This is a genomic window from Prauserella shujinwangii, assembly GCF_003001955.1.
Lineage (GTDB): Bacteria > Actinomycetota > Actinomycetes > Mycobacteriales > Pseudonocardiaceae > Qaidamihabitans > Qaidamihabitans shujinwangii.
Genome location: NZ_PVNH01000006.1, coordinates 214,165 through 240,440, shown reverse-complemented (window position 1 = coordinate 240,440; position 26,276 = coordinate 214,165). Strand labels below are relative to the sequence as shown.

Here is a 26,276-nt window from a genome sequence, read left to right as displayed (position 1 = left end):
TCGACCACAGCGCACACGGAGGTGCTCGGATGAAGAGGCCGCTGACGGTGGCCGGGCTCGCGACCCGCCTGACGGAGACCGTCCGCAGCGTCGAGGTGCTCCGCAGGGCCGGGCTGGTGCCCTTCCCCCGGCTCGACGAAGGCCTTCGCTCGCTGGCGGCCGTGCGCAGACTCGGCGCGCTGGCCGGGGCCACCCGGATCGCCGCCCGCCGCGACCCGAAGGCGGTCGGCCTCGTCGACGAGCGCGGTCCGCTCACGTTCACCCAGCTCGACCTGCGTTCCAACGCGCTCGCGCGGGCCTGGGCCGAGCGGGGCGTCGGCGAGGGCTCGACGATCGCGGTGCTCTGCCGCGACCACCGGGGACTGGTCACGACGATGCTCGCCGCGGGCAAGCTCGGCGTGCCGCTGCTGCTGATGAACACCGGCTTCGCCAAGCCGCAGCTGGCCGACGTCGCCGAGCGCGAGAACGTCACCGTGCTCGTGTACGACGAGGAGTTCACCGGCCTGCTCGGCGAGGTGCGCGGTCCGGTCGACCGCTACCTGGCCTGGACCGAGACCGACCCCGCGGGGCACGACATCCCCGTGCTCGACGAGCTGATCGAGGGCACCGACGACCGCCCGCTGCCGCCACCGGCCCGGCCCGGCGCCCTCGTGCTGCTGACCAGCGGCACCACCGGGACCCCGAAGGGCGCCCCGCGCCCGAAGATCTCCGGGCTCGACTCCGCGCAGTTCCTCGACCGGATCCCGCTGCGCGTCGGGGAGAGCACGTTCCTGGGCGCGCCGCTGTTCCACGGCACCGGCCTGTCGCAGTTCATCCTCTCGTTCGCGCTCGGGTCGAAGGTGGTGGTGCGCCGCCGGTTCGACCCGGAGGAGACGCTGCGCGGCATCGAGGAGCACCGGTGCACCGCGCTCGTGCTGGTGCCCACCATGTTGCAGCGCATCGTCGACCTCGGCCCGGACGTGGTCGGCCGGTACGACACCTCGTCGCTGCGGATCGTGTTCGTCGCGGGCTCCGCGCTCGCGCCGGACCTGGGCAACCGCGCCACGGCCCTGTTCGGCGACGTCGTCCACAACCTCTACGGCTCCACCGAGGTCGCCGTGGCCACGGTCGCCACGCCGGAGGACTGGCGCAGGGCGCCGGGCACCGTCGGCCGCCCGCCGGTGGGCTGCCGCGTCCGGCTGTACGACGAGCAGGGCAGGGAGATCACCGAGCCCCACGTGACCGGGCGGGTGTTCGTCGGGAGCGGCCTGAGCTTCGAGGGCTACACCGACGGGCGCAACAAGGAGATCATCGACGGCCTCCTCGCCAGCGGCGACGTCGGCCACTTCGACTCCGACGGCCTGCTGTTCATCGACGGGCGCGACGACGAGATGATCGTCTCCGGCGGCGAGAACGTCTTCCCGATCGAGGTGGAGAACCTGCTCGCCGAGCGCCCCGACGTCACCGAGGCCGCGGTGATCGGCGTGCCCGACGACGAGTTCGGCCAGCGGCTGAAGGCGTTCGTCGTCCCCGCGAAGGGTGCCCGGCTCGACGCGGACTCGTTGCGTGAGTACGTCCGCGACAACCTCGCCCGCTACAAGGTGCCGCGCGAGATCGAGTTCCTCGACGCGCTGCCCCGCAACGCCACCGGAAAGGTGCTGCGCAACCAGCTGTCGTGAGGCCGCGAGCGGGTACCGGCGGGCGTCACGACCAGCCGAGGCCGAACAGGCCGGGGCCGAGGTCGAGCGCGACGGCGTGGACCCCGGACGACTCGTCGAACCGCAGCTCGCGGTGCTCGGGCGGGCCCTCCGCTCCGGCGCGGGCGTACTGCCAGCTGCGGCGTGGCCTGCTCCCGGCGCCGAACCGCACCTCCAGCAGGTACTCCCGGACCGGGCGGTCGAACTCCCGGAAGTGGGTGTTCGGCGGCTCGGCGGGCGGGGCCCCGTGCTCGAGCGAGTACTCCGCCAGGTGGGTCTCGCCGCGTTCCAGCACGCGGTCGAACAGCAGCTCCGCGAGCGTGACGCCGCGCGCGGAGTCCGTCTCGATCCGGCCGACACGGCAGTTGCGCAGCGCCCGCAGCCGGTCGAGGCTCAGCCCGCTCCGCGCGATGGCGCCCGCGCAGGGCCGGGCGAAGGCGTCGCCCGCCGCGTTCGTGCGGTGCCGGCCTGACCCGGCGGCGACAACACGATCAGCGGCACGTCGATGGCGACCCCGCACGTCGTGGCCGCCGCGCTGACCGCCGCCGCCACCCCCGGCACGATCACCAACCCCGGGCTGGGGACGCCGGACCGGCTGCTCTACACCGGCGAGTGACGCCGTCCGGCGGTGGCCCGGCGCGCGCGGCGCCGGGCCACCACCGTGTTACCTGTCGGTAATGCCATGATGAGGCATGGCCAACCGGAAGAACATCGTGATCACGGGAGCCAGCTCCGGCCTCGGTGCGGGCATGGCGCGCCGCTTCGCCGCCGCGGGCCGGAACCTCGCGTTGTGCGCCCGCCGCACCGACCGCCTCGACGCCCTCGCCGAGGAGCTGACGCGGCGCCACCCCGGCATCCGGGTGGTCACCCGCGGGCTGGACGTCAACGACCACGACCGCGTCTTCACCGTCTTCGAGGAGTTCCGCGCCGAGCTGGGCGGTCTCGACCGCGTGATCGTCAACGCGGGGCTCGGCAAGGGCCAGCCGGTGGGCACCGGGTACTTCTACGCCAACCGGCAGACCGCCGAGACCAACTTCGTCGCCGCGCTGGCCCAGTGCGAGGCCGCGCTGGGGATCTTCCGCGAGCAGCAGGCGGGCCACCTGGTGGTCGTCTCGTCGTTCAGCGCGCTGCGCGGCATGCCCCGCAACCTCACCGCCTACGCCGCGGCCAAGGCGGGGGTCACCGCCCTCGCCGACGGTATCCGGGCGGACACCCTGGACACCCCCATCCGCGTCACCACGCTGCTGCCCGGCTACATCGAGTCGGAGATGACCGGGTCGGCGGGCCGCGCCCCGCTGCTCACCGGCGCCGACCGCGGCGCACGCGCCCTGGTGAAGGCCATCGAGCGGGAACCGGCGCGCGCCTGCATCCCGGCGCTGCCCTGGGCGCCGCTCAGCGTCGTCATCCGGCTGCTGCCCGTCCGGCTGCTGCGGAGGCTGGTGTGAAGGGCGGGACCGCGACCGAGAGGGGGAACGGCTGATGGCGGCGATCTTCCTGGTGCGGCACGGTCAGGCCTCGTTCGGGGCCGCCGACTACGACGTGCTCTCCGACCGCGGCGCCGAGCAGTCCCGCGCGGTCGGCGCGGAACTGCGCAGGCGCCGGGTCGGCGTCACCGAGGCGCGGTGCGGGACGCTCTCCCGGCAGCGGGCCACGGCCGCCGCGGCGCTCGCCGAGGTGGCACCCTCGGTGGTCGCCAAGGAGGACCCGAGGTGGAACGAGTACGACCACGTCGACATCGCCGCCCACCACGGCGGCGGGGCGGCACAGGACAGCGCCGACCCGCGGGCGTACCAGGCGGCGCTGGACGCGGCGCTCACCGGCTGGGTGCGGGCGGGCGACGCCAGCCCGTGCGCGGAGACGTGGCCCGCGTTCCTCGGGCGCTGCCGCGCCGCGCTCGACGAGCTCGCCGCCACCCTCGGCAAGGGGGAGCAGGCGGTGGTGTTCACCTCGGGCGGGGTGATCGCGGCGCTGTGCGGGGCGCTCACCGGGCAGCCGGACACCGGGCTGCTCACGTTCAACCGGGTCACGGTCAACGCCGGCATCACCAAGATCGTCACCGGCCGGTCCGGGACGACGCTGCTGTCGTTCAACGAGCACGGCCACTTCGACGGCGACGGCGCGACCCTGCTCAGCTACCGCTAGGAGGTCACCCATGCGTTTCGGTGCGGTCCGGCTCGTGCCGGTGAACGGCCACGGTCCCGAGGACACCCTGGTCGACGCCGAGGGCCGGGTGTACACCGGGCTCGCCGACGGCCGCGTGCTGCGCATCGCCGACGAGGGCAGGCGGATCGACACGATCGCCGACACCGGAGGGCGGCCGCTCGGCCTCGAGTTCCACGGCGACGAACTGCTGGTGTGCGACGCCCACCGGGGGCTGCTCGTGGTGGACCCCGCCGACGGCGCCGTGCGCACCCTGCTCGCGGAGGTGGCCGGCAGGCCGATGCTGTTCTGCAACAACGCGGCGGTCGCCGCCGACGGCACCGTCTACTTCAGCGACTCGTCGACGCGTTTCCCGATCACGCGGTGGCGCGACGACCTCATCGAGCAGACCGGCACCGGGCGGCTGTTCCGGCGTTCCCCGGACGGGACGGTGGACGAGATCGCGGGCGGGCTGCAGTTCGCCAACGGGGTGGCGCTGGCCGCCGACGAGTCGTTCGTGACCGTGGCCGAGACCGGCGACTGCCGGGTCCGGCGGGTGTGGCTGTCCGGCGAGCGCGCGGGCACCACCGACGTGTTCGCGGACGGGCTGGCGGGGTTCCCGGACAACACGTCGACCGGCAGCGACGGGCTGATCTGGGTGACGCAGGCGAGCCCGAAGGTGGCGGCGCTGGACCGGGTGCGCAGGCTGCCCGCTCCGGCGCGCGCCGGGATCCGGCGCCTGCCGACGTGGCTGCAGCCGTCGCCGTCCCGCACGTGCGGCGTGCTCGCCTTCGACTCCGCGGGCACGGTGGTGCACGCGCTGTCCGGCGAGATCGAGGGCTTCCACATGCTCACCGGCGTCCGCGAGCGGGACGGCCGGCTCTACTTCGGCAGCCTCGAGGAACGCGCCATCGCCATCACCGCCGTCCCCGGCTGACCTGTCGTCCCCCAAGGCCACCTTGGCCGCGCCGGACGCAGTGAAGGCCACCTTGAGTGCGTTGGACGCAGTGAAGGTGGCCTTCACTGCGTCCGGGTGCGGGTCGCGCAGGCCCGTCAGCCGGGGAAGGTGAACGTCGCGTCGCCGGTGAGCCGGATCTTGGCGCCGAGCGGGTCGCCGTCGAGCAGCCCGGCGATCGTGTCCGGGTGCTCGGTGGCGGCCGCGGTGCGCTCGCCGCCCGGCAGGGTCGCGTAGACGATGCCGCGTTCCGGTTCGCCCGACCGGTCGTGCACCACGGTGTAGGTCTCGACGGTCGCGTCGCCCGTGGCGGCCACGGCCACGTCCCGCCGCGGCAGTGCGGCGACCTCGGCCGAGCGGTCCTGGTGCGCGTACGGCCGCGCGGGCGGGTCGGCGGAGAGCACCACCGCGCCGTGCTTGGTGAGGAACCACCCGACCGCGGTGGCCAGACCGTACTCGCCGCGTGTCCCGCGCAGCCGCCCGACCAGCGTGGCCAGCGAGTGGGTGACGTAGTTGCTGCCCGGCCCGCCCGCGAAGGTCAGCCCGCCGGTGACCGTGGGCGGCCGGGCCGGGTCGGTGAGGTCCGCGTGGCTGAGCCCCAGCTCGGTGGCGGCCACCTGGACGGCTGACGGGAAGCACGAGTACAGGTCGAGGTGGCCGATGTCGCCGATGCCCACCCCCGCGTGCGCCAGCGCCGCACCGGCGGCGGCCGCGAGGGCGGGGGAGCGGTCCAGCCGGGGCCGGGTGACGGCGAACCAGTGGTCGCTCGCCACGGCGCTGGCGTAGGGGAACACCCACCGCTCCCGCGGGATCCCGGCCTTCTCGGCGGCCGCGGCGGAGCACAGCACGAGCGCGGCGGCCTGGTCGACGAAGATGTTGGCGGTGAGCAGCTTCCGGTAGGGGAACGCGGCCATCCGGTTGCGCGGTCCCGCGGCCACGATGGCGTCCGCGCCGGGCGGGTCGGTCGCCACCGCGTGCGGGTTGTCCCTGGCCACGTCGGCGAAGCGGGCCCACAGCCGGCCGAGCCAGCCGACGTGCTCGGGCAGCGCCCGCTCCGCGGTCGCCCGGATCGCGTTCTCGAACAGCGGGTAGAAGCCGAGCGGCAGCACCAGTTTCGCCGCGGCCTCGACCGGATGGTGCGGTTCGCGGTCGGCGCCGAGCATCCGCGTGGGCGCGGTGCCCTCGGGCTGCTTCGGCCCACCGGAGTAGCGCCCGCCGAACAGGGCCCTGACCGCCTCCCCGCCCGCGAGCAGGGCCGCGTCCAGCTCGCCGCGCCGGATCCGGTCCGCGGTGTCGGCGAGCAGCTCGACCGGGCCGGTGCCACCGGTGTGCGTGTAGACGGTCTCGGCGGGGGACAGACCCAGCTCGGCGGCGAGCAGGGCGCCGGGATCGGCGGTGCCCCACGAGAAGCTGTCGACGACGCCGACCGTGCGCACGCGCTCGCGCAGGCCGGAGCCGCCGCTGTCGGTGAAGGCGGTCTCGGCCGCCAGCCGCATCAGCTCCAGCGGCGAGGTCGCCGCGTCATCGTCGCGCCACGTGTACTGACCTGCTCCGACGAGCACCGGGGTCCTGGGGTCCACGACCCGAAGGTAACAGTTGCTGGCCGAGTGCCAACAGTGTGGGACGGGACGCGGCCCCGGACCCGCTCCGCGCGGGGCCGGGGCCGCTCAGTGCCGGGCGGTGGTGGTCTGCCCGGCTGCCGCGGGGAACACGTCCCGGATCAGGGTCAGCAGCGAGCGGCTCAGCAGCGTGTGCACCTGACGCCGGTTGAGCGCCCCGCGGACCAGCCACTCGCGGCCCGCCGTCTTCACCATGCCGCCGTAGGCCCGCACGAGCGCGTTCAGCTCGTCCCAGTGCGCGTCGTCCGGCGTGATGCCGACCGCCTCCAGCACCCGGTCGGCGGAGTTCCGGTCGGCCTCGTCCACGATCCGGTCCACCTCGACGTCCCGGCCGATGCCCTCGGGGGTGATCGCGGCGAGCCACATCTTCTCCTGCTTGGCGACCATGTCGAGGAACCAGTCGACGGCCGCCTCCGTGCGTTCCTCCAGCGTCCCCTCGGGCAGCTGCTTGACCGCGAAGTGCGGCACGGTCAGCGCCCGGCGGACCACGGAAAGGTAGAGGTCGCGCTTCGTGCCGAAGTAGTGGTTGATCAGCCCGCGTGCCACCCCCGCCCGGGCGGCGATGTCCGAAGTGGACACATCGCCGTACGGGCGTTCTCCGAACAGCTCGGCCGCGCAGGTGAAGATCTGTTCCTTGCGCTCGTCCGGTTCCAGCCGCCGCCACCGGGGCGCCGATTCCGTGGTCATGCGGTGCAGTTTCTCACGACGAGGCCCCCTGTGCCGGGAACAGGGGGAGGTGCAGCGCGCCGGGCGCGTGCTCCGGTACGACGGGGTTCTTGGGGGCCACGGGGGTTACGCGCCGGTAAGGCGACCCGAGCGGAGGCCGTGGATCGCGTTCACCCCGGTTGGGCCACAGCGCCATCGCGCGCTCCGCCTGCGCCGTGATCGTCAGCGACGGGTTGACGCCGAGGTTCGCCGAGATGGCCGAGCCGTCGACGACGTGCAGCCCCTCGTGGCCGAACAGCCGCTGGTAGGGGTCGACCACGCCCGTCTCGGGGGACTCCCCGATCGCGCAGCCGCCGATGAAGTGTCCCGTCAGCGGCACGTTGACCAGGTCGTTCCAGCCGCCGCCCGGGATCCCGCCGATCTTGTCCGCGACCCGGCGGGTGACCTCGTGGCCCGCCGGGATCCAGACCGGGTTCGGCTCGCCGACGCCCTGCCGCGTCCGCATGCGCCTGCCGAACAGGCCGCGTCGGGTGTAGGTGGTCACCGAGTTGTCGAGCGTCTGCATGACCAGCAGGGCGATCGTCTGCTCGGACCAGTGCCGCGGGTTGTGCAGCGCCGCCAGCGCACGCCGTTGCCGCCACATCTCGCGCAGGCCGAGCAGCCAGCGCGGCTTGCCCGGCTCCGGGTCGGTGAGCACCGCGCCGAGCAGGGCGAGCAGGTTGCTGCCCTTGCCGTAGCGCACCGGTTCGACGTGGGTGACGGCGTCCGGGTGGATCGACGACGTGATCGCGACGCCGCGGTGGAACTCGCTGTCCCTGCGCCGGGTGCGGGCGGCGAGCACGGCCTCGGAGTTGGTGCGCGCCAGAACCCCCAGCCTCGGCGAGATGCGGGGCAGTACGCCGCGGTCGCGCAGCTTGTGCAGCAGCCGCTGGGTGCCGAGCGCGGCGGCGGAGAAGACCACCTGGTCCGCCGTGAACGTCCGCCTGCGCCAGGGGCGGCCCGTGTGGACGGTCGCGACGGCGTAGCCGCCACCGGGCAGCGGTCGCACCTCGGTGACCGTCGTCATCGGATGCACGCGGGCCCCCGCCCGCTCGGCGAGGTGCAGGTAGTTCTTGACCGTCGTGTTCTTGGCGTTGTGGCGGCAGCCGGTCATGCACTCGCCGCAGTGGAGGCAGGCACGCCGGGCGGGGCCCGCGCCGCCGAAGAACGGGTCCGGCACCTCCTCGCCCGGGCGCGTGCCCTCGGCGCCGAAGTACACGCCGACCTGGGCGGGGTGGTAGGTGTCGCCGATCCCCATGTCCTCGGCGACCTCGCGCATCACCTCGTCGGCGGGGGTCACCCGGGGGTACGTCGTGACGCCCAGCATGCGCTTGGCCTGGTCGTAGTACGGCGCGAGCTCGTCCCGCCAGTCGGTGATCCCCGCCCACTGCGGGTCGGCGTAGAACGCCTCCGGCGGCTCGTAGAGGGTGTTGGCGTAGACCAGCGAGCCGCCGCCGACGCCCGCGCCGCTGAGCACGAGCGCGTCCGGCAGCGGCGTGACGCGGAAGATTCCCGTGCAGCCGAGCCCCGGCGCGAACAGGTAGTCGCGCACCCGCCACGACGTCTTGGCGAACTCGTGGTCGGCGAACCGCCTGCCCCTCTCGAGCACGCCGACCCGGTAACCCTTCTCGGTGAGCCGCAGGGCACTGACACTCCCGCCGAAGCCGGATCCGATCACCAGGACGTCGTAGTCGAACTGCGTCATGAGCACCACATTCGCTCCTTGTTGGCAAGCTGTCAAGAGTTCTGGTGGTGCCGGCGGGCGGGGGTCACCCGCTCGCGCGGCACGCACCGCGACGTCGCCGGCGACCTCGGCGGCGCGGGGTCCGGCCGGAGACTGTCCATCCTGGATGATCGAGGAACCGGGCGCGATCCGGCTTCGGTGCCGTACGGGACGGCCGGGCCATCGGGTAGGGCCTGCCCCACCCCCGGTTCGGGGGCGCGCACCGGTGACCCGGCGGGCCCTGGCGGGTGGGATGAACGGTATGACAGCACCCCAGGACACCGGAACCGCGCCCCGCCGCGCGGACCTGCCCGCCCCGGCCGTCGAGCTGCGCGGCGCCAGCCGGGACTACGGCAGCGGCCAGGCGCGCGTACGTGCCCTCGACGGCGTGAGCATCGCGTTCGCGGCAGGCAGCTGGACGGCGGTGATGGGCCCCTCCGGTTCCGGCAAGTCGACCCTGCTGCACTGCGCCGCCGGGCTGGAGCAGGTCAGTGCGGGGCAGGTGCTGCTCTCCGGCGACGACATCACCACGGCGGGCGAGCGGGAGCTGACCGAGCTGCGCCGCGGCCGGATCGGGTTCGTCTTCCAGAGCTTCAACCTCATCGGGTCGCTCACCGCCGAGCAGAACGTGACGCTGCCGCTGCGGCTGGCCGGCAGGCGGGTGTCCGGCAAGCAGGTGCGGCAGGTGCTGGCGAGTGTCGGCCTCGACGACCGCAGGCGGCACCGCCCCCGCGAGCTCTCCGGCGGGCAGCAGCAGCGGGTGGCGATCGCCAGGGCGATGGTGACGCGCCCGGCGGTGCTGTTCGCCGACGAGCCCACCGGTGCGCTCGACTCGGGCTCCGCCAGGCAGGTGCTCCGCCTGCTGCGCGGCATGGTGACCTCGGCGGGGCAGACCATCGTCATGGTCACCCACGACCCCGCCGCCGCGGCCGCCGCCGACTCCGTCGTGTTCCTCTCCGACGGCCGCATCGCCGACCGCGCCCTCGCCCCGAGCGCCCGCGAGGTCGCCGAGCGGCTCGCCCGGCTGGAGGCGTGACCGGTGCTGCGCCTGTCCTGGAGCACCTTCCGCGAGCGTGGCCAGCTGTTCGTCGGCGCCCTGCTCACCGTCTGCCTCGGCGTCGCGCTCGTGCAGTCGTCGCTGCTGATCCTGCTCGCCGCGGCCACCGGCGGGTACGTCGAGGCGATCACGCTGCTGGGGATGACCCTGGCGATCGCCACGTTCCTCGCCGTGTTCATCGTCGCGTCCACCTTCGCGTTCACCGTCGCCCAGCGCAGGCGCGACCTCGCCCTGCTGCGGCTCGCGGGCGCGGGCCGCAGCCAGGTCCGCAGGCTGCTGCTCGGCGAGGCGGTCCTGCTCGGCCTGCTCGGCACGGGGATCGGCGTGCCGCTGGGCCTGCTCGTGCAGCGGGCCCAGACCGCCCTGCTCACCGGGCTCGGCTTCGTGCCCGCCGAGTTCGCCGTGCCCTGGCGCGCCTGGATCGTCGCCGTGTCCGCGGGTATCGGGACCGGCGTCGCGGTCGCCGGGGTGCTCGCCGCCTCCCGGCGGGCAGCGCGGGTACGGCCGCTGGAGGCGCTGCGGGAGACGGGGGCGGCCGCCCGGGTGATGACCGCGTCCCGCTGGTTCTTCGGCGTGCTGTTCCTCGGCGGCGCGGTCGCGCTGGCCATCGTGTCGTCGTTCGCCGGGCCGGTCGCGGCCATCCCGCTCTCGATCAACATCGCGATCACCGCGTCCATCGGGCTGAGCGCGCTCAGCCCACTGGTGGTGCCGCTGGTCGGGCGCCTCGTCGGGCCGCTGCTGCGGGGCGGTCCGCTCGGCACCCTCGCGGCGGCCAACCTGCGCGACGGCGTGCGGCGCAGTGCCTCGACGGCGGCGCCGCTGCTCGTGCTCGTCGCGCTGCTGCTCGGCCTTTCCGGCACGCTCACCACCCTCGGCGCCGCCGCCGAACACGAGCTGCGCCAGGACGTGCGCGCCGACCTCGTCGTCACCACCGACGGGCCGCCGTCGGTCGCCGGGGTGCCCGGCGTCGCGGTCGCGTCGACCGAGCTCAGCCTGCGCGTGCCGCTCACGGTCACCACCGTGGACGACGGTGAGGTCGAGACCGACACCGACGCGGCCGAGGCGGTGGCCGTCGACCCGGCGGACTACCAGCGCACCCACCACCGCACCGCGGCCGAGGGCTCGCTCGCCGACCTGCGCGGCCACAGCATCGCCTCCGGCGAGCACCCCCTCGGCAGTGTGGTCGACGCCCGGATCGGGGACCGCACCGTGCCGCTGCGGGTGGTCGCCGTGCTGCCCGACTCGTTCGCGGGCGCCGACGTGCTGCTGCCCCGCGCGCTCGTGCCGCCCGCGGTGGCCGAACACGCTCCGGCGCACACGCTGGTGCGGCTCGACCCCGGCGCCGACCCCGCGCGGGTGGCGGCGGATCTCGGCGAGGGCCGCGTGCAGACGGCGGAGGCCTGGGTCGCCCGCGCCGCCGCCCAGCAACAGGACACCAGTGCCGGGATCATGACCGTCATCATGGGCCTGGCCGGGCTGTACACCCTGATCGCCGTGGTCAACGCCGTCGTGATCGGGGCGGCGGAGCGCAGGCGCGAGTTCGCCGTCGCCAGGGTGAGCGGTCTCGGCCGGGGCCAGGTCGTGCGGGCGGCCCTGGTGGAGTCCTGGGCCGTCGCCGCGATCGGCCTGTTCCTCGGCGGGCTGGCCGCCGCGGGCGCGGTCGCCGGGATCGGCGCCGCGGCGGTGCGGTCCACCGGCGCCTGGCTGGTGGGGGTGCCGTGGCCGCTGCTTGCCGCGGTGGTCGCGGGCGCGTGCGTCGTGGTCGGCGTGACGAGCGTGCTGACCAGCCTCGTCGCCACCCGGCCGCGCCCGGTGTCCCTCGTCGGCGCGGGGGAGTAGCGGCCCGCTGACTCCGGCTGGTGAGCGGCGCTGGGCCGACCGGCTGATCTTAGGGTAGCCTTAGCTGAGTACCTGCCCCGGCGCAGTGAGGAGCGACGAATGGCGGACGAACCGGCGCGCACCGGCGGCAAGCCCGTCACCCGCCTGCGCGTGCTGCGCACCGAGCGCATCACGCCGCACATGATCCGGGTGGTCTCCGGCGGCGAGGGCCTGGCGGCGTTCCAGCCGAACGGGTTCACCGACAGCTACGTCAAGGTGCTGTTCCCGGTGCCCGGCGTGACCTACCCGGAGCCGTTCGACATGGCGACGGTGAAGGCGGAGCTGCCCCGCGAGCACTGGCCGCGCCAGCGGACCTACACCGTGCGCTACTTCGACGCCAAGGCCGGCGAACTCGCCATCGACTTCGTCCACCACGGCGACACCGGACTCGCCGGGCCCTGGGCGGCGGGACTGCGCCCCGGCGACGAGTTCCTTGTCCTCGGCCCCGGCGGGAAGTACGCGCCGCGCGAGGACGTCGACTGGCACCTGTTCGTCGGCGACGAGAGCGCGCTGCCCGCGATCGGGGCCTCGCTGGAGGCCGTGCCCGCGGGCGCACCGGTGCGGGCGTTCCTCCTCGTCGAGGACGCGGCCGAGGAGCAGGCGCTCGCCACGAAGGGCGACGCGCAGATCCGGTGGCTGCACCGCGCGGCGGGGGACGACCTGGTGGCCGCCGTGCGCGCGGCCGAGCTGCCCCCGGGCACCTGCCAGGCGTTCGTGCACGGCGAGGCCGGGTTCGTCCGCGAGCTGCGCCCGCACCTGCTCGAGGAGCGCGGCATCCCCCGCGAGCTGCTCTCGCTGTCCGGCTACTGGCGGCGCGGCCGCACCGACGAGGCCTGGCGGCAGGAGAAGGCCCGGTTCCTCGGCTGATCGGGTACAACTGGCGGGCATGAATGACCTCGCCGTGGAGACCGACCCCGCCGAACTCGGCTTCGACCCCCAGCGCCTGCGCCGCGTCGACGAGCGGATGGCCCGCTACGTCGACGAGGGCCTGCTGCCCGGCTGGCTGATCGTCGTGACCCGGCACGGCCGGATCGCGCACGTGGCGCGCCGCGGCCACGCCGACCTCGAAGCCGGGCGCCCGGTGGAGACCGGCACCCGGTGGCGCATCTTCTCGATGACCAAGCCGATCACCTCGGTCGCGGCCATGATGCTGTACGAGGAAGGCGCCTTCGACCTCACCGACCCGATCAGCCGCTGGCTGCCCGAGTTCGCCGAACTGCGCGTCTACAGCAAGGGCTCGGCGGTGCGCCCGGTGACCGTCCCCGCCACCGAGGCCATCCGCGTGTGGCACCTGCTCACCCACACCGCGGGGCTCACCTACGGCTTCCACCACGCGCACCCGGTCGACGCCCTGTACCGGGAGGCCGGCTTCGAGTGGACCACCCCGCCGGGGCTGGACCTCGCCGCGTGCTGCGCGAAGTGGGCGGAGCTGCCGCTGCTGTTCCAGCCCGGGGCGGAGTGGACGTACTCGGTGGCCACCGACGTGCTCGGCAGGCTCGTCGAGGTGGTCTCCGGGCAGTCGCTCGACGCGTTCTTCGCCGAACGGATCCTCGGCCCGCTCGGCATGACCAGCACCGGCTTCCACGTCGAGGGCGACGAGGTGGACCAGCTCGCCGCGCTGTACGTGCCGGAACCGGGCACCCGCCGCGCGGTGCGCAACGACGCGTTCGGTGAGCTGATCAAGCACAAGCCCGCCTGCCTGTCCGGCGGGGCGGGACTCGCCTCCACCGCGGCCGACTACCACCGGTTCACCCAGTTCCTGCTCCGCAGGGGCGAGCTCGACGGCGTCCGGCTGCTCGCGCCGCGCACGGTGGAGCTGATGACGCGCAACCACCTGCCCGGGGACGCCGACCTGGAGGACTTCGGCCGCCCGCTGTTCGCCGAGATGCCGTTCGACGGCTTCGGCTTCGGGCTCGGCTTCTCGGTGCTGCGCGACCCCGTGAAGGCGAGGACGCTGTCCAGCGAGGGCGAGTACGCGTGGGGTGGCGCGGCGAGCACGGCGTTCTGGGTGGACCCCGCCGAGGACCTGACCGTGCTGTTCTTCACCCAGCTGCTGCCCTCCAGTACGCACCCGCTGCGCCAGCGGCTCCGCCAGCTGGTCTACCAGGCCCTCGTGAGTGAGAAACGTGGTTAGAACGACGTTTCTCACTCACGAGGTGAGCTTGGGGACGATGTCGTCGCCGTAGGCGGTCAGCGTCTCCTCCCGCTGGTCGTGCATGAGGTAGAGGGAGAACTGGTCGACGCCCAGCTCGGCCAGCTCCTCCAGCCGCTGCACGTGCGCCGCCGCGGGTCCCACCAGGCAGAACCGGTCGACGATCGCGTCCGGCACGAAGTCGGTCGACGGATTGCCCGCCCGGCCGTGGTGCGCGTAGTCGTAGCCCTCCCGGCCCGCGATGTAGTCGGTCAGCTCTCTCGGCACCGGCCCGGAGTCGCCGTAGCGCGCCACCAGGTCGGCCACGTGGTTGCCGACCATCCCGCCGAACCAGCGCAGCTGCTCCCGCTGGTGCGCCACGTCCTCGCCGACGTAGGCGGGCGCGGCCACGCAGATCGTGATGCCCTCCGGGTCCCGGCCCGCCGCACGGGCCGCCTCGCGCACCGAGCCGATCGTCCACCGCGCGATCGCCGGGTCGGCGGTCTGCAGGATGAACCCGTCGGCGTGCTCGCCGACCATGCGCAGCGCCTTCGGCCCGTACCCGGCCATCCACATCTCCAGGCGCCCGTCCCGCACCCACGGGATGCGCACCGGGACGCCGTTGTGCTCCACCTCCCGGCCCTCGGCGAGCTCCTTGACGACGTGCATGGCCGTCCGCAGCGTGGCCAGAGTGGACGGTGGCTTGCCCACCACGCGGTGCGCGGAGTCGCCCCGGCCGATCCCGCACACCGTGCGGTTGCCGAACATGTCGTTGAGCGTGGCGAACAGCGAGGCCAGCACCGACCAGTCGCGCGTGCCCGGGCTGGTCACCATCGGGCCCACCACCATCGACGACGTCGCCGCGAGCACCTGTGAGTAGAGCACGAACGGCTCCTGCCACAGCACGCACGAGTCGAATGTCCAGCCGTAGCCGAAACCGCGCTGCTCCGCCTCCCGCAGCAGCCGCACCACCTCGCTCCCCGGCGGGTCGGCCTGCAGCACCACCCCGAAGTCCATGACGGCGTCCTTCCTCAGTTCAGGTACTGGCAGAGGTCCCGCGACAGGAACCGGCCGTGGCCGGGGGAACCGTGGTACTCGCCGTTCTCGACCAGTACCCTGCCCCGGGACAGCACGGTGTCGACGCGGCCACGCAGCCGCATGCCCTCATACGCCGAGTAGTCGACGTTCATGTGGTGGGTCTCCGCGGAGATCGTCTGCTCGGCGGCCGGGTCGTAGATCACGATGTCGGCGTCGGAGCCGGGTGCGAGCACCCCCTTGCGGGGGTAGAGGCCGAACATGCGTGCCGGCGTCGTCGAGCAGGTCTCCACCCAGCGCGCCAGCGAGATCTCTCCGGCCACCACACCCTGGTGCAGCAGGTCCATCCGGTGCTCGACGCCGGGCATCCCGTTGGGGATCTTGGAGAAGTCGCCCCGGCCCAGCTCCTTCTGGTCCTTGAAGCAGAACGGGCAGTGGTCGGTGGACACCACGGAGAGGTCGTTGGTGCGCAGCCCCCGCCACAGGTCGGTCTGGTGGTGCTTCTCCCGCAGCGGGGGAGAGGCCACGTACTTCGCGCCCTCGAAGTCCGGCTTCGCCAGGTCCTCGATGGACAGGTACAGGTACTGCGGGCAGGTCTCGGCGAACACGTTCTGCCCGGTGTTCCGCGCCTCCGCCACGGCCGCCAGCGCCTGCGCGGCCGACAGGTGCACGATGTACAGCGGCGCCCCGGTCACCCCGGCCAGCGTGATCGCGCGAGAGGTGGCCTCACCCTCCAGCTCCGGCGGCCGGGTCAGCCCGTGCTGGACCGGCTCGCCCCTGCCCTCGGCGAGCGACTGCGCCACCAGCTGGTCGATCGCGATGCCGTTCTCGGCGTGCATCATGATCGTCGACCCGGTCTCCCGCGCCTTCTGCATGGCGCGCAGGATCTCGCCGTCGGTGGAGTAGAACACGCCGGGATAGGCCATGAACATCTTGAAGCTGCTGACCCCGGCGTCCACACAGGACTCCATCTCCTTCAACGTGGCGTCGTTGACGTCGGAGACGATCATGTGGAAGCCGTAGTCGATCGCGCAGTCACCGTCGGCCTTCTCGTGCCACTTGTCGAGTGTGGACAGCAGCGACGTGCCCTTCTGTTGCACGGCGAAGTCGATGATGGTCGTCGTGCCGCCCCAGGCCGCGGCCCTCGTCCCCGTCTCGAACGTGTCCGCGGAGAACGTGCCGCCGAAGGGCATCTCCATGTGCGTGTGCGCGTCGATGCCGCCGGGCAGCACGTACTTGCCCTCGGCGGACAGGATGCGGTCGGCGCGCTCGTCGAACGCGGTGCTGGAGTGCTCGGTGAGCGCGACGACCCGCTCACCCTCCACCACGACGTTCGCCTCGATCGGCCCGGACGGCGTGAGCACCGTGCCGGACTTGATCACCAGCAGCATGACACCCTCCTCACGGCTTGACGAGCGACTCGTACGAGTCCGGCCTGCGGTCGCGGTAGAAGGCCCACAGCTTGCGCACCTCCTCCAGCTTGCCCATGTCGAGGTCGCGCACCACCACCTCGTCCTCGGAGTCGGAGGCGGCGTCGCCGACGAGCTCGCCACGGGGGTCGACGAAGTAGGACTGGCCGTAGAAGTCGTTGTCGCCCAGCGGTTCCACGCCGACCCGGTTGATCGCGCCGATGTAGTACTCGTTGGCCACCGCCGCCGCGGGCTGCTCCAGCCGCCACAGGTACTGCGACAGGCCCCTGCTGGTGGCGGACGGGTTGAACACGATCTTCGCGCCGGCCAGCCCGAACGCGCGCCAGCCCTCGGGGAAGTGCCGGTCGTAGCAGATGTAGACCCCGATGCGGCCGACCGCCGTGTCGAACACGGGGTAGCCCGTGTTGCCCGGCCGGAAGTAGAACTTCTCCCAGAACCCCTTCACCTGCGGGATGTGGTTCTTGCGGTACTTGCCGAGGTAGGAACCGTCCGCGTCGATCACCGCGGCCGTGTTGTAGAGGACGCCGGGCTGCTCCTCCTCGTACATCGGCAGCACCAGCACCACGCCGTGCCGCTCGGCGACCTCCTGCATGAGCCGCGTGGTCGGACCGTCCGGGACGGCCTCGGTGTAGGAGAAGTACTCGGTGTCCTGGACCTGGCAGAAGTAGGGCCCGTAGAACAGCTCCTGCAGGCACACCACCTGCGCCCCCTGCGAGGCGGCCCGGCCGATGGCCTCGACCGAGGTGGCGATCATGGACTCCTTGTCACCCGTCCACCGCTGCTGAACCAAGCCTGCCCTGACCACTTCGTTCACTGCTGTCCTCCTTGTCGGTGGGAATCGGTTCCTCGCGCGAGCCGGGCAGCGTCAGCGCGAGGTACACCAGGAACGCGGCCACCAGGCCGACGACCCAGCTGTAGTCGTAGAACGGCTGGAACAGCGGGATGAGCCCGTTCTCGGGGAACGGCCCCGAGCCCGGCGCGGAGTACGCGCCGCCCACGGCGAACACCGCGCCGACGCCCGAGGCCACCAGCGCGCGCCAGTTCCAGCCGCCGGTGAACCAGTAGCGGCCCCGCTCGCTGAACAGGTCCGCGAGCGCGAGCCGGGTCCCGGCCTGCACCCAGTAGCCGGCCACGAGCACCCCGGCGATGGCCGCGAGCACGCCGCCGTAGAAGTTCAGCCACGCGAAGATGTAGATGTTCGGGTCGGAGATCAGCCGCCACGGCATGATGACGATGCCGATCACGCCGGTGATGAGCCCGCCGACCCGGAAGCTGATCCTCCGCGGGAAGGCGTTGGAGAAGTCGTAGGACGGGCTCACCACGTTCGCGGCGAGGTTGGTCGTGATCGTCGCGAGCACGATGCCGAGCAGCGCCGCGATCACCACGATCGGCGAGTCGAACCGGCTGGCCAGCTGCACCGGGTCCCAGATCGCCTCGCCGTAGATCACGATCCCGCCCGAGGTGATCATGATGGACATGATCGCGATGAGCGACATCGTGGTGGGCAGGCCGAGGATCTGGCCCCAGGCCTGCCTGCGCTGGTCCTGGCCGAACCGGGTGAAGTCCGGCATGTTCAGCGACAGCGTGGCCCAGAAGGCGATCATGCCCATCAGCGAGGGCGCGAACACCTTCCAGAACTCGGGCCCCCAGCCCAGCTCGGACGGCTGCGCGAAGATCGGGCCGAACCCGCCCGCCTTGATCAGCACCCAGACCAGCAGGATGAGGAACCCGACGCTGACCGCGGGCGCCGCCCAGCTCTCCAGCTTGCGGACCGCCTCCATGCCGCGCCAGATGATGACCATCTGCAGCGCCCAGAACGCCGCGAAGCAGAGCCACAGCGTCCACGGCTGGCCCGCGACGGCGGCCGCCCCGCTCCAGCCGTCGCCGAACAGCTTGCCGATGATGACGAACATCGCCTGCCCGCCGACCCACGTCTGGATGCCGAACCAGCCACACGCGACGAGACCGCGCAGCAGCGCGGCCAGGTTGGCGCCGCGCACGCCGAAGAACGCGCGGGCGAACACGGGGAACGGGATGCCGTACTTGGTGCCCGCGTGGCTGTTCAGCAGCATGGGCGCCAGCACGATGAGGTTGCCGAGGGCGATCGTGAGGAACGCCTGCGCCCAGTTCATCCCGATGGCGATCAGGCCGGACGCGAGCAGGTAGGACGGCAGGTTGAGCGCCATGCCGTTCCACAGCGCGAAGTAGTTGTAGGTGGTCCAGGTTCGCCGCTCGACGGGCACCGGGGCGAGTTCGTCGTTGAAGAACCGGCTGCCGTGAAGTGACGACGCATCGCGAAGCTCCACCCGGCCGTCCGGGTGCTGGATCTGTGCGGTGGTCGGCTCCATTGCGGCATCGTGCTCGCCGGAGGCCGCCCGCAGGGACTGGCAGAGTGTTCACCGATGGGGGTGACGGCAGACACAGTGTCGATTGCGCCCGCCCGCCGCCGGTGCTTCCCTGCCCAGCTCAACACCCCCGCAACCCCCGCGCAACCCCGCTGTAGCCCCGCCCCCAAGGCCACCTTGCGTGTGATCAACGCAGTGAGGGCCACCCTGTGTGCGTCCAAGGCGGTGAGGGTGGCCTTCACTGCGTCCGGGTGCGCTGGGCGCGGGCGGGAGGGGGCGGGTCAGAAGCCGAACAGGCCGCTCGACTCGGCGTCGGCGACGCAGGCGTTGGAGTAGGAGGCGCGGAAGTCGACGCGCTCGCCGCGCCACCAGCCGTGCGCCTCGGCGACGACGGGGGAGTAGATCATCGGGCAGGCCTGGTTCCGCCGGGGCAGGTCGGCGAGCTCGCCGTCGGCGCGCTCGATCGCCGAGCACGCCTCGTACGGCTTCGGGTGGGTGCCCGCCGCCGGATCGCACACCAGCACGGCCGCGCGCGTGGCGCCGTTCGGCGGGGTCATCGTCAGGTGGAGGACGGAGTCGGGGGACGGGGACACGGCGGGCCCGCTCGCGCACAGCAGGGTGGCGGCGCACGCGGCGAGCGATTCGGCGAACATGGGCATGTTTCGGATATCGGCAGGCCCGGCCCGGGACCTGTGTTACTCGGCCGGGTGATCGACATCCCCCGACCGGGTGGGCACGTCGAGGGCGAGCAGGGCGACGTAGAGCGACAGCATCGACTCCGGATCCTCCAGCGGCACCCCGAGCACCTGTTCGATCCGGGCCAGCTGCTGGTAGTACGCGGTGCGCGAGGTGTGCGCCGCCGCCGCGGCCGCGGACTTGTTCCCGCCGTGCTCGCAGAAGTAACGCAGCGCCTGCACGAGCCTGCTGCCCGTGGCCGCGTCCCGGGCCAGCAGCGGGCCCAGCTCCCGCGCCGCGAACGCCGCCACCCGGTCGTCGTCGCCCAGCAGGTGCAGCAGGCCGCGCAGCCGCACGTCCTCCAGCCGGTGGAAGCCGCGGCCGGGCTCGGTGTCCCTGCGCAGCGCGGCGGCCGCGACGTGCCCCGCCTCGGTGAGGCTGCGGCCCGCCTCGGCGGCCGAGTCGACGGTGGTGCCCGCCGCCACCACCGTCGACCCGGCGGCGACCGAGGGCCGCGCCTGCCGGATCTCCCTGGCCAGCCTGCTCAGCACGGCGTCGGCACTGGCCTGCGGCGACAGCGACAGCAGCGCCCGGACGCTCGTGTCGTCCACGGCGGCCACCAGGGCGGTCACCTTCGCCCGCCGCGTCGCCAGCGCCGTCACCTCGGCCAGCTCCCGCAGCAGCGGCCCGGTGGACGCCGCCGGGGCCGGGCTCGCCTCCCCACCCAGCCGCGGCCGGATCGCCGCGCCGACCAGCCTGCGCCCGGTGAGCGGCACCCGCAGCGCCGCGGCCCGTGCCACCAGCTCCGCCGACGGCGCGGGCGAGGCGAGCAGTTCGGTCAGCACCGCGCGGTGCGCCTGCCGCTCCAGCCCGTCGCCCTCCCGCGCGAGCAGGTGGTGCACCGCCAGGGCCGACGCCGCCCGCTCCACCACCACGACGTGCCGCCGCGGCGGCGTCTCCGCGCACACGACGACGAGCCTGCCCCAGTCGTGCCCCCGCGCCCCGACGATCGTGACCAGCCAGCCCGTCGCCGGGTGGTACCCGGTCCGCTCGCCCAGCCGCACGGAACGGGAGCGCTGCTGCCAGCCGGCGAGCAGCTCGCCCGGGTCGGCCCCGGCGGCGTCGTAGGCGAGCACCTCGTGCGCCAGCGTCTCCAGGACCACGGCGTCCCCGGTCAGCCGGGCCACCTCCCGCAGCACGACGTCCGGCTCCGCGCCCGACACCGTCAGCGCCGTGAACGTCTCGTGCACCTGCTCCGCGGCCCGCAGCTCCGCCACCTGCGCGTCCACGATCAGCCCGTTGACCGCCTCGGTCACCGTCACGTACCGGGTCTCCCTGGACAGGGTCACCAGCGGCAGGCCGTGCTCGTCGGCCGCGTGCACCAGCGCGGGCGGCAGCCGGTCACTCCAGTGCCGCACCAGCTCCACCACGAGCCCGGAGACGCCGACCCCGGCCAGCTCCCCGACGTACTTGGTGAGCGCGCCGTCGTCGTCCGGCAGCGCGATGCCGGTGGTCAGCACCAGCTCGCCGCCCTTGAGCAGGTGCGCGATGTCGGCGACCTCGGCGACGTGCACCCAGCGCACGCGCGCGTCCAGCCCCGCCGCCCCCGCCACGACCCTCGGTCCGCCGTGCCGCACCACCGGCAGGGCGAGCACCTCCGCCACGGTGGGGTACACGGTCCCTCCTCCCGTTCGCGAGCCACGGAAGATGCAGACTGTACGGCGGCGGACGGGACTCCGTACATATTGTCGGTGGCGATCCCGCGCGCGGCGGGCCGAGACTCGGACGCATGACGGATTCGGACCTGTTGAGCCGGCACCGCGCGGTGCTGCCGGACTGGCTGGCGCTGTACTACTCCGAGCCGATCGAGATCGTGCGGGCTCAGGGCCGTCGCGTCACCGACTCGCTGGGCCGCACCTACCTCGACTTCTTCGCGGGCATCCTGACCAACGCGATCGGCTACGATGTCCGCGAGATCTCCGACGCCGTCCGCGCCCAGCTCGACACCGGGGTGCTGCACACGTCGACGCTGTACCTCATCCGCAGGCAGGTGGAGCTCGCCGAGCGGATCGCCGAGCTCTCCGGCATCCCCGGCGCCAAGGTGTTCTTCACCAACTCCGGCACCGAGGCCAACGAGACCGCGCTGATGCTCGCCACCCAGTACCGGCGCAGCAACCAGGTCCTGGCCCTGCGGAACTCCTACCACGGCAGGGCCTTCGCCACCGTCGGCGTCACCGGCAACCGCGGCTGGTCGGCCAGCGCGCTGTCCCCGGTGAAGGTCAGCTACGTGCACGGCGGCTACCGCTACCGCGGCCCGTTCGCCGGGCTGTCCGACGCCGACTACGTCGCGGCGTGCGTCGACGACCTGCGCGACGTGCTCGCCACGACGACCTCGGGCGACGTCGCTGCGCTCATCGCCGAGCCGATCCAGGGCGTCGGCGGCTTCAACGTCCCGCCGGACGGGCTGCTCGGCGCGTTCAAGGAGGTGCTCGACGAGCACGGCATCCTGCTGATCTCCGACGAGGTGCAGACCGGCTGGGGCCGCACCGGCGAGCACTTCTGGGGCATCGAGGCGCACGGCGTCACTCCCGACGTGATGACGTTCGCGAAGGGCCTCGGCAACGGGCTGGCCATCGGCGGCGTCGTTGCCCGCGGCGAGGTGATGGACTGCCTCGGGGCGAACTCGATCTCCACGTTCGGCGGCAACCCCGTCGCCACGGCGGGCGCCAAGGCCACGCTGGACTACCTGCTCGACAACGACCTGCAGGGCAACGCCGCCAAGCTCGGCGACCGGATCATCGCCGGGCTGCGCGACCTCGGCGACCGCTACGGCGTGGTCGGCGACGTGCGCGGCAAGGGGCTGATGATCGGCGTGGAGCTGGTCGAGCCGGGCGGCACCGAACCGAGCCCGCCCGCGGCCGGGGTGGTGCTGGAGGAGACCAAGGCCCGTGGCCTGCTCGTCGGCAAGGGCGGCCTGCACAACAACGTGATCCGGCTGGCGCCGCCCATGACGCTCACCGACGAGGAGGCGGGCGAGGCGCTGGACATCCTGGGCGAGGCGATCGCCGTGGCGGACGAGGAGAGGCGGCGCGCGTGACCGAGTTCGGCGGCAGGCGGATCAGCCACTGGATCGACGGCAAGACGTGGGCTGGGGAACCGGAACGGACCGGGGAGGTGTTCGATCCCGCCACCGGCGAGGTCCGCGCGCACGTGGACTTCGCCGGTGCCGGGGAGGTCGCCGAGGCGGTCGCCGCCGCCGCGCGCGCCCTGCCCGGCTGGCGCGAGACCTCCCTCGCCGGGCGCTCGCGGGTGCTGTTCGCCTTCCGCGAGCTGCTCGCCGCGCGCCGCGACGAGCTGGCGCGGATCATCACCGCCGAGCACGGCAAGGTGCTCTCCGACGCGGCGGGCGAGGTGCAGCGGGCACTGGAGAACGTCGAGTACGCCTGCGGCGCGCCGCAGCTGCTCAAGGGCGGGTTCAGCGAGAACGCCTCCCGTGGGGTGGATGTCTACTCGATCGCGCAGCCGCTCGGCGTGGTCGGGGTGATCTCCCCGTTCAACTTCCCCGCCATGGTGCCGCTGTGGTTCGTGCCCAACGCGATCGCGTGCGGCAACACCGTGGTGCTCAAGCCGAGCGAGAAGGACCCGTCCGCGTCGGTGTTCCTGGCCGAGCTGTTCGCCGAGGCGGGGCTGCCGCCCGGCGTGCTGAACGTGCTGCACGGCGACAAGGTGGCCGTCGACGGGCTGCTGGAGCACCCGGACGTGCGGGGCGTCTCGTTCGTCGGCTCCACGCCGGTCGCGCGCCACGTCTACGAGACCGGCACCCGCCGTGGCAAGCGCGTGCAGGCTCTCGGTGGTGCGAAGAACCACATGGTGGTGCTGCCCGACGCCGACCTCGACCTCGCCGCCGACGCCGCCGTGTCCGCGGGGTTCGGCTCGGCGGGGGAGCGGTGCATGGCCGTGTCCGTGGTGGTCGCGGTGGACCCGGTCGGCGACGAGCTGGTCCGGCGCATCGCCGAGCGCATGGGCAGGCTGCGGGTCGGCGACGGCCGCGACCCGGACTCGGAGATGGGCCCGCTCGTCTCGGCCGCGCACCGCGAGCGGGTGCGCTCCTACGTCGACGCGGGGGAGGCGGCCGGTGCCGAGCTGGTGGTCGACGGCCGCCACACCACCGAGGGGCCCGGTTTCTGGCTGGGGCCGACGCTGTTCGACCGCGTCGAGCCGCACATGACGATCTACACCGACGAGATCTTCGGCCCGGTGCTGTCGGTCGTGCGCACCCCCAGCTACGACGCGGCGCTCGACCTGGTCAACGCCAACCCCTACGGCAACGGCACGGCGATCTTCACCACCGACGGCGGCGCCGCCCGCCGGTACCAGAACGAGGTGGAGGTCGGCATGGTCGGCGTCAACGTGCCGATCCCGGTGCCGGTCGGGTACTACTCGTTCGGCGGCTGGAAGGACTCGCTGTTCGGCGACAGCCACGCCTACGGGCCCGACGGCTTCCACTTCTTCACCAGGACGAAGGTGGTCACCTCCCGCTGGCCCGACCCGTCGCACGGCGGCGTCAACCTCGGCTTCCCGCGTAACACGTAGCCCCCCGGGGCCGCCTCGCGACCGGCACCCCCTTTCGGACCTCGGAGAACGTAAACTCGACGTCAACCACGCATCGGTGGGCGACGAGAGGAGGTGCCGGTGGCCAGCTCCGAGGAGCGCCGCTTCGAAGTTCTCCGGGCCATCGTTGCCGACTACGTGTCGAACCAGGAGCCGGTCGGGTCGAAGGCGCTGGTGGACAGACACAACCTCGGCGTGTCGAGCGCGACCGTGCGCAACGACATGGCGGCCCTCGAGGAAGAGGGATACATCACCCAGCCGCACACGAGCGCGGGGCGGATCCCCACCGACAAGGGGTACCGGCTGTTCGTGGACCGGCTGTCCGAGATCAAGCCGCTCTCGGCGGCCGAGCGCAAGGCGATCCGCGGCTTCCTGGAGGGCGCCGTCGACCTCGACGACGTGCTGCGCCGGTCGGTGCGCCTGCTCGCGCAGCTCACCCGGCAGGTGGCGATCGTGCAGTACCCGACGCTGACCGCGTCCACGGTCCGTCACGTGGAGGTGGTGCAGCTCACGTCCGCCCGGCTGATGCTGGTGCTCATCACCGACACCGGCCGCGTCGACCAGCGCGTGGTCGAGCTCGGGGACGTCATCACCGACGACGCCGTCGGGCGCCTGCGCGACCTGCTCAACGCCACGCTGGCCGACGACCGGCTGCCCGAGGCCGCGGCGAAGGTCTCCGAGCTGCCCGAGCACGCGCCGCCCGAGCTGCGGGACGTGCTCACCCGGGTCTGCACGGTGCTGGTGGAGTCGCTGGTCGAGCACCCGGAGGAACGGCTGGTGCTCGGCGGCACGGCGAACCTGACCCGCAACGTGGCCGACTTCCCCGGCTCGCTGCGCCAGGTGCTGGAGGCGCTGGAGGAACAGGTGGTCGTGCTGAAGCTGCTCGCGGCGGCACGCAACCCCGGTGCCATCGCCGTGCGGATCGGCGAGGAGAATGAGGACGAGCAGATGCGCAGCACCTCGGTGGTGTCCATCGGGTACGGCATGGACGACATGCTGCTGGGTGGCATGGGCGTGGTCGGTCCGACGCGGATGGACTACCCGGGCACGATCGCCGCGGTGCGTGCTGTGGCCAGCTACGTGGGTCAGATCCTGTCCGGCAAGTAGCGCGTTGTAGGAGGACGGCAAGACGGTGGCCAGGGACTACTACGGCATCCTCGGGGTGTCCAAGAACGCGACTGATCAGGAGATCAAGCGCGCCTACCGGAAGCTCGCCCGCGAGCTGCACCCCGACGTGAATCCCTCCGAGGACGCCCAGCAGCGGTTCAGCGAGGTCACCACTGCCTACGAGGTCCTCTCCGACCCCCAGAAGCGCAAGATCGTCGACCTCGGCGGCGACCCGCTGGACAACGGCGCGGGCGCGGGCGGGGCCCGGGACCCGTTCGCCGGTTTCGGCGGGCTGGGCGACATCATGGACGCCTTCTTCGGCGCCGCCACCGGTGGTGGCCGCGGCCGCGGCCCCCGCAGCCGCGTGCAGCCCGGCTCCGACGCGCTGATCCGCATCGCCCTCACCCTCGAGGAGTGCGCGACCGGTGTCGACAAGGAGATCACCGTCGACACCGCGGTGCTGTGCGACCTGTGCCGCGGCGCCGGCACGGCGGAGGGCGCCACGGTCAAGACCTGCGACACCTGCGGCGGGCAGGGCGAGATCCAGTCGGTGCAGCGGTCGTTCCTCGGGCAGGTCGTCACCGCGCGCCCGTGCCCGGTGTGCCGCGGATTCGGCGAGGTCATCACCGACCCGTGCCAGCAGTGCGGCGGCGACGGCCGGGTCCGCGCACGGCGCGACGTGGTGGCCAAGATCCCGCCCGGCGTCGGCGACGGCATGCGCATCCGGCTGTCCGGCCAGGGCGAGGTCGGTCCCGGCGGCGGTCCCGCGGGCGACCTGTACGTCGAGGTCGACGAGGCGCCGCACGAGGTCTTCGTCCGCGAGGGGCACGATCTGCACTGCAACTTCCGGATCCCGATGACCACCGCCGCGCTCGGCGCGACCGTGCCGCTGGAGACGCTGATCGACGGCGAGCACGAGATCGACATCGAGCCGGGCACGCAGCCCAACACCGAACTGGTGCTGCAGGGCAAGGGCATGCCGAGGCTGCGCTCCTCGGGCCGGGTCGACGGGCGCGGCGACCTGCACGTGCACATCGACGTCGCGGTGCCCAGCAAGCTCGACGACGAGCAGAGCGACCTGCTGCGGGAGCTGGCGCGGCTGCGCGGCGAGGAGGCGTCGACGCTGTCCGGCAACGGCAGCAAGCACGGCGGCGGCCTGTTCTCCAAGCTGCGCGCCAAGAGCCGCTGAC

At 73.0% G+C, this 26,276-nt stretch carries 22 protein-coding genes and 1 pseudogene; 13 read left to right on the top strand and 10 right to left on the bottom strand.

Annotated elements, in window-relative coordinates:
• Nucleotides 1–29: 29 nt before the first annotated feature.
• On the top strand, nucleotides 30–1,658 hold the full coding sequence (locus tag B0I33_RS16465) for an acyl-CoA synthetase (protein ID WP_106179660.1): 1,629 nt from the start codon (nucleotides 30–32) through the stop codon (nucleotides 1,656–1,658).
• Between the two features lie 25 nt (nucleotides 1,659–1,683).
• Here the strand turns inward: B0I33_RS16465 and B0I33_RS16460 are convergent, their stop codons facing one another.
• Complete coding sequence (locus B0I33_RS16460) at nucleotides 1,684–2,196, bottom strand: hypothetical protein (RefSeq protein ID WP_106179659.1); 513 nt, start codon at nucleotides 2,194–2,196, stop codon at nucleotides 1,684–1,686.
• Between B0I33_RS16460 and B0I33_RS30905 the strand changes: the two are divergent.
• The 4 genes and pseudogenes from B0I33_RS30905 to B0I33_RS16440 form a co-directional block, all read left to right on the top strand.
• Nucleotides 2,152–2,292: pseudogene (locus tag B0I33_RS30905) on the top strand (S8 family peptidase); the annotation flags it as partial. The gene B0I33_RS16460 and the pseudogene B0I33_RS30905 overlap by 45 nt on opposite strands.
• Before the next feature lie 76 nt (nucleotides 2,293–2,368).
• Nucleotides 2,369–3,121 (top strand): SDR family oxidoreductase, encoded by a 753-nt coding sequence (locus B0I33_RS16450; RefSeq protein WP_106179658.1) that lies wholly within the window; start codon nucleotides 2,369–2,371, stop codon nucleotides 3,119–3,121.
• 34 nt (nucleotides 3,122–3,155) lie between these two features.
• Nucleotides 3,156–3,818 (top strand): histidine phosphatase family protein, encoded by a 663-nt coding sequence (locus B0I33_RS16445; RefSeq protein ID WP_106179657.1) that lies wholly within the window; start codon nucleotides 3,156–3,158, stop codon nucleotides 3,816–3,818.
• Nucleotides 3,819–3,828: 10 nt separating this feature from the next.
• A complete protein-coding gene (locus B0I33_RS16440) occupies nucleotides 3,829–4,752 on the top strand; it encodes an SMP-30/gluconolactonase/LRE family protein (RefSeq protein ID WP_106179656.1) in 924 nt (307 codons plus the stop codon).
• 116 nt (nucleotides 4,753–4,868) lie between these two features.
• Here the strand turns inward: B0I33_RS16440 and B0I33_RS16435 are convergent, their stop codons facing one another.
• From B0I33_RS16435 to B0I33_RS16425, 3 genes are all read right to left on the bottom strand, one after another.
• The gene (locus B0I33_RS16435; protein WP_146147512.1) at nucleotides 4,869–6,350 is read right to left on the bottom strand and encodes an acetyl-CoA acetyltransferase; all 1,482 of its coding nucleotides are present in this window, start codon (nucleotides 6,348–6,350) and stop codon (nucleotides 4,869–4,871) included.
• An 87-nt stretch (nucleotides 6,351–6,437) separates the two neighbouring features.
• Complete coding sequence (locus tag B0I33_RS16430; protein WP_106179654.1) at nucleotides 6,438–7,076, bottom strand: TetR/AcrR family transcriptional regulator; 639 nt, start codon at nucleotides 7,074–7,076, stop codon at nucleotides 6,438–6,440.
• A 13-nt stretch (nucleotides 7,077–7,089) separates the two neighbouring features.
• Nucleotides 7,090–8,799: a GMC family oxidoreductase N-terminal domain-containing protein gene (locus tag B0I33_RS16425; protein WP_106179832.1), complete on the bottom strand. Its 1,710-nt coding sequence runs from the start codon at nucleotides 8,797–8,799 to the stop codon at nucleotides 7,090–7,092.
• A 280-nt stretch (nucleotides 8,800–9,079) separates the two neighbouring features.
• Between B0I33_RS16425 and B0I33_RS16420 the strand changes: the two genes are divergently transcribed.
• From B0I33_RS16420 to B0I33_RS16405, 4 genes are all read left to right on the top strand, one after another.
• The gene (locus B0I33_RS16420) at nucleotides 9,080–9,853 is read left to right on the top strand and encodes an ABC transporter ATP-binding protein (protein WP_106179653.1); all 774 of its coding nucleotides are present in this window, start codon (nucleotides 9,080–9,082) and stop codon (nucleotides 9,851–9,853) included.
• Nucleotides 9,854–9,856: 3 nt separating this feature from the next.
• Nucleotides 9,857–11,713, top strand: a complete 1,857-nt coding sequence (locus tag B0I33_RS16415; RefSeq protein ID WP_106179652.1) for an FtsX-like permease family protein — start codon at nucleotides 9,857–9,859, stop codon at nucleotides 11,711–11,713.
• A gap of 99 nt (nucleotides 11,714–11,812) precedes the next feature.
• Nucleotides 11,813–12,619, top strand: coding sequence for a siderophore-interacting protein (locus tag B0I33_RS16410; protein ID WP_106179651.1), 807 nt, complete (start codon nucleotides 11,813–11,815; stop codon nucleotides 12,617–12,619).
• Between the two features lie 19 nt (nucleotides 12,620–12,638).
• On the top strand, nucleotides 12,639–13,886 hold the full coding sequence (locus B0I33_RS16405) for a serine hydrolase domain-containing protein (protein ID WP_106179650.1): 1,248 nt from the start codon (nucleotides 12,639–12,641) through the stop codon (nucleotides 13,884–13,886).
• A 15-nt stretch (nucleotides 13,887–13,901) separates the two neighbouring features.
• Here B0I33_RS16405 and B0I33_RS16400 read toward each other — a convergent pair whose 3' ends face one another.
• The 6 genes from B0I33_RS16400 to B0I33_RS16375 form a co-directional block, all read right to left on the bottom strand.
• Nucleotides 13,902–14,900 (bottom strand): TIGR03842 family LLM class F420-dependent oxidoreductase, encoded by a 999-nt coding sequence (locus tag B0I33_RS16400; RefSeq protein WP_106179649.1) that lies wholly within the window; start codon nucleotides 14,898–14,900, stop codon nucleotides 13,902–13,904.
• Nucleotides 14,901–14,914: 14 nt separating this feature from the next.
• Nucleotides 14,915–16,309 (bottom strand): dihydropyrimidinase, encoded by a 1,395-nt coding sequence (gene hydA / locus B0I33_RS16395; RefSeq protein ID WP_106179648.1) that lies wholly within the window; start codon nucleotides 16,307–16,309, stop codon nucleotides 14,915–14,917.
• A gap of 10 nt (nucleotides 16,310–16,319) precedes the next feature.
• Entirely contained in the window at nucleotides 16,320–17,162 is an 843-nt protein-coding gene (locus B0I33_RS16390) for a nitrilase-related carbon-nitrogen hydrolase (RefSeq protein ID WP_106179647.1), read from the bottom strand.
• Entirely contained in the window at nucleotides 17,113–18,696 is a 1,584-nt protein-coding gene (locus tag B0I33_RS16385) for an NCS1 family nucleobase:cation symporter-1 (RefSeq protein WP_106179646.1), read from the bottom strand. Before B0I33_RS16385 ends, B0I33_RS16390 begins: the two co-directional genes overlap by 50 nt.
• A gap of 278 nt (nucleotides 18,697–18,974) precedes the next feature.
• Nucleotides 18,975–19,352: an SSI family serine proteinase inhibitor gene (locus tag B0I33_RS16380; RefSeq protein ID WP_106179645.1), complete on the bottom strand. Its 378-nt coding sequence runs from the start codon at nucleotides 19,350–19,352 to the stop codon at nucleotides 18,975–18,977.
• Between the two features lie 36 nt (nucleotides 19,353–19,388).
• The gene (locus B0I33_RS16375) at nucleotides 19,389–21,044 is read right to left on the bottom strand and encodes a PucR family transcriptional regulator (RefSeq protein WP_106179644.1); all 1,656 of its coding nucleotides are present in this window, start codon (nucleotides 21,042–21,044) and stop codon (nucleotides 19,389–19,391) included.
• A gap of 113 nt (nucleotides 21,045–21,157) precedes the next feature.
• Here B0I33_RS16375 and B0I33_RS16370 point away from each other — a divergent pair, with 113 nt between their 5' ends.
• The 4 genes from B0I33_RS16370 (at nucleotide 21,158) to dnaJ (ending at nucleotide 26,275) form a co-directional block, all read left to right on the top strand.
• A complete protein-coding gene (locus B0I33_RS16370; RefSeq protein WP_106179643.1) occupies nucleotides 21,158–22,465 on the top strand; it encodes an aspartate aminotransferase family protein in 1,308 nt (435 codons plus the stop codon).
• Nucleotides 22,462–23,961 (top strand): CoA-acylating methylmalonate-semialdehyde dehydrogenase, encoded by a 1,500-nt coding sequence (locus B0I33_RS16365; protein ID WP_106179642.1) that lies wholly within the window; start codon nucleotides 22,462–22,464, stop codon nucleotides 23,959–23,961. Before B0I33_RS16370 ends, B0I33_RS16365 begins: the two co-directional genes overlap by 4 nt.
• 99 nt (nucleotides 23,962–24,060) lie before the next feature.
• The gene (gene hrcA / locus B0I33_RS16360) at nucleotides 24,061–25,086 is read left to right on the top strand and encodes a heat-inducible transcriptional repressor HrcA (RefSeq protein ID WP_106179641.1); all 1,026 of its coding nucleotides are present in this window, start codon (nucleotides 24,061–24,063) and stop codon (nucleotides 25,084–25,086) included.
• 25 nt (nucleotides 25,087–25,111) lie between these two features.
• On the top strand, nucleotides 25,112–26,275 hold the full coding sequence (dnaJ, locus tag B0I33_RS16355; RefSeq protein WP_106179640.1) for a molecular chaperone DnaJ: 1,164 nt from the start codon (nucleotides 25,112–25,114) through the stop codon (nucleotides 26,273–26,275).
• Nucleotide 26,276 lies beyond the last annotated feature (1 nt).

What these genes read in the sequence shown, in the direction of transcription:
- B0I33_RS16385 (WP_106179646.1), bottom strand. Translation starts at nt 18,696, where the DNA reads ATGGAGCCGACCACCGCACAGATCCAGCACCCGGACGGCCGGGTGGAG.
- B0I33_RS16410 (WP_106179651.1), top strand. Translation starts at nt 11,813, where the DNA reads ATGGCGGACGAACCGGCGCGCACCGGCGGCAAGCCCGTCACCCGCCTG.
- B0I33_RS16380 (WP_106179645.1), bottom strand. Translation starts at nt 19,352, where the DNA reads ATGCCCATGTTCGCCGAATCGCTCGCCGCGTGCGCCGCCACCCTGCTG.
- B0I33_RS16430 (WP_106179654.1), bottom strand. Translation starts at nt 7,076, where the DNA reads ATGACCACGGAATCGGCGCCCCGGTGGCGGCGGCTGGAACCGGACGAG.
- B0I33_RS16370 (WP_106179643.1), top strand. Translation starts at nt 21,158, where the DNA reads ATGACGGATTCGGACCTGTTGAGCCGGCACCGCGCGGTGCTGCCGGAC.
- B0I33_RS16440 (WP_106179656.1), top strand. Translation starts at nt 3,829, where the DNA reads ATGCGTTTCGGTGCGGTCCGGCTCGTGCCGGTGAACGGCCACGGTCCC.
- hydA (WP_106179648.1), bottom strand. Translation starts at nt 16,309, where the DNA reads ATGCTGCTGGTGATCAAGTCCGGCACGGTGCTCACGCCGTCCGGGCCG.
- B0I33_RS16445 (WP_106179657.1), top strand. Translation starts at nt 3,156, where the DNA reads ATGGCGGCGATCTTCCTGGTGCGGCACGGTCAGGCCTCGTTCGGGGCC.
- B0I33_RS16425 (WP_106179832.1), bottom strand. Translation starts at nt 8,799, where the DNA reads ATGACGCAGTTCGACTACGACGTCCTGGTGATCGGATCCGGCTTCGGC.
- B0I33_RS16420 (WP_106179653.1), top strand. Translation starts at nt 9,080, where the DNA reads ATGACAGCACCCCAGGACACCGGAACCGCGCCCCGCCGCGCGGACCTG.
- B0I33_RS16405 (WP_106179650.1), top strand. Translation starts at nt 12,639, where the DNA reads ATGAATGACCTCGCCGTGGAGACCGACCCCGCCGAACTCGGCTTCGAC.
- B0I33_RS16450 (WP_106179658.1), top strand. Translation starts at nt 2,369, where the DNA reads ATGGCCAACCGGAAGAACATCGTGATCACGGGAGCCAGCTCCGGCCTC.
- B0I33_RS16465 (WP_106179660.1), top strand. Translation starts at nt 30, where the DNA reads ATGAAGAGGCCGCTGACGGTGGCCGGGCTCGCGACCCGCCTGACGGAG.
- B0I33_RS16400 (WP_106179649.1), bottom strand. Translation starts at nt 14,900, where the DNA reads ATGGACTTCGGGGTGGTGCTGCAGGCCGACCCGCCGGGGAGCGAGGTG.